Source organism: Mycoplana sp. 10N416, from assembly GCF_056394765.1.
Genome location: NZ_JBFTIM010000041.1, coordinates 1 through 1,829, shown reverse-complemented (window position 1 = coordinate 1,829; position 1,829 = coordinate 1). Strand labels below are relative to the sequence as shown.

The 1,829-nt window shown below is 60.3% G+C and carries 1 protein-coding gene and 1 pseudogene; one reads left to right on the top strand and one right to left on the bottom strand.

Going from position 1 to position 1,829, the window contains the following annotated elements; translation table 11 throughout:
* Positions 1–129: 129 nt before the first annotated feature.
* A pseudogene (locus AC1DDS_RS25695) lies at positions 130–1,126 on the bottom strand (autotransporter outer membrane beta-barrel domain-containing protein).
* A gap of 253 nt (positions 1,127–1,379) precedes the next feature.
* Here AC1DDS_RS25695 and AC1DDS_RS25690 point away from each other — a divergent pair.
* Positions 1,380–1,829 (top strand): UvrD-helicase domain-containing protein (locus AC1DDS_RS25690; RefSeq protein WP_477481429.1); only part of this gene is annotated, 450 nt, incomplete at its 3' end.

The following is a 1,829-nucleotide window of genomic DNA, read 5'->3' as shown; positions in this document are numbered from 1 at the left end:
GATCAGAGCCGGTGTCTGTACATCATCGAGAGAATCCCCGATGGCGGCCGGGATGTCGTAACCAACTTCAAGATCGTCCATTGCTCCTGCCACTCCGTGAGACTCCAAACCTTCAACGACCGCGCATGATTAACTTGCGAACGGTTTTGTCACGTAAACCTGCTGTAAGTGAGCGCTGTGTATCCCTTTGCAAAGCGATTGAACACGCGGACGTCGATGATTGGTGGCTTGTTGGCTCAACGACAACATACTTCGTTCGATCAGTCCTGGCGAAAGCTTCGCGAAGAAGGACTGCCCAGACATCGAAGACGATGAGCTCTGGCTTTCCAGAAGCTCGCCAGCCGAGCTCGTGAAGGTCGTATCGGTGTTGGCAGAGGCGCTGGTGAGCGCCGCTGCACCGCCCGCCTCGCGGAAACCGTCCGTGTGCAAGTTTACATAGGCAAGATTGGCAAACGGCTCGAAACGGGCTGCACCCATACTGAAGCCATAGGCCAGTTCGCCGAAGACCTGCGCGGTGCCGGCGTTGTCGTCGCCCTTGAGGCTCATTCCGCGAGGTCGAGATGTCATGCCACGTATAGGCCGCGGCAGTGCGGAAGGCGAGATCGCCCCAGGCCGTGCCGCTATAAAGGCCGAGATGGTAGCTATCGCTCGAACCGGAAGAATGCCGATCCTTCGCATCGAAGCTGGTGTGGCTGTAGCCCGCGACCGCGCCGAAGCGCCAGGTATCGAACACCGGGGCGTCTGCACCGAGGAAGAAGCCGCCGGTCTTGCGATTGAGTCGCGCGGCATTGCCGTCGCCATTCGTATGGCCCCAGGAGCCGAAGCCCTGGCTCCACAACGCGAAGCGATCAGTATTGGCTGCAACCGGCTGAGGCACACCGTTTTCATACGTGATCGCTGCGCCAGACGCTCCCAAACTGTCGTAGGCCGCGCGGAGACGGACGAAACGGCTGTCCTCGATCAAGGCCGTCTTCGCAACCGCTCTTGGCCCGAAGCCGGCTGTAAGAACTGGGGAAATTTCCGCTACGACCGCGGCAAGGGTGTGACAGACTGATGGTGCTTGGAGCACAAGCCGGAAGACGGTTGGTAGCGTGTGGGGCAAGTGGGGACGAAGCCCCCGCCCCATCGTCAAGCAGAAAGCGCACGCGATCATAGCCAGCGTCACGGGGCTATAAAGGCTCCCTGGGGTTTTCAGCGTGGATCGGAACTGATACGTTCCGTTTTTGTTCCGACAGCCCGTGCGAGTCAATCGGGCCTGCGCTCGCCGAACGTGGCATTCGACGTCGTTGGCAGCCGACCGCTCGCTGATTTGCCAAGTCCGTCAGATAGATACGGCAGAGGTAGAGAACAGGAATTTTTTCTTATCCGCGTGGGGACAAATGAGCGCGACCTATCTGGAGAAATTGAACGACCGCCAGCGCGAGGCAGTCGAGCACGGTGTTGGACTATCCGATGGGGCACTTGGCGGCCCACTGCTGATCATCGCAGGAGCCGGATCCGGCAAGACCAACACCCTGGCGCATCGGGTTGCACATCTGATCGTCAACGGGGCCGATCCGCGGCGTATCCTGCTGATGACCTTTTCGCGACGAGCCGCATCGGAAATGGCGCGGCGTGTCGAACGCATCTGTCGGCAGGTGCTCGGCGACAACGCGGCGATCATGACCGATGCGCTGGCCTGGTCGGGCACGTTCCACGGGATCGGCGCACGACTGCTCCGGATGTATGCCGAGCAGATCGGTCTCAACGTCGACTTCACGATCCATGACCGGGAAGACAGCGCCGACCTGATGAACCTCGTTCGTCACGAACTCGGCCGGCCTGTCGAA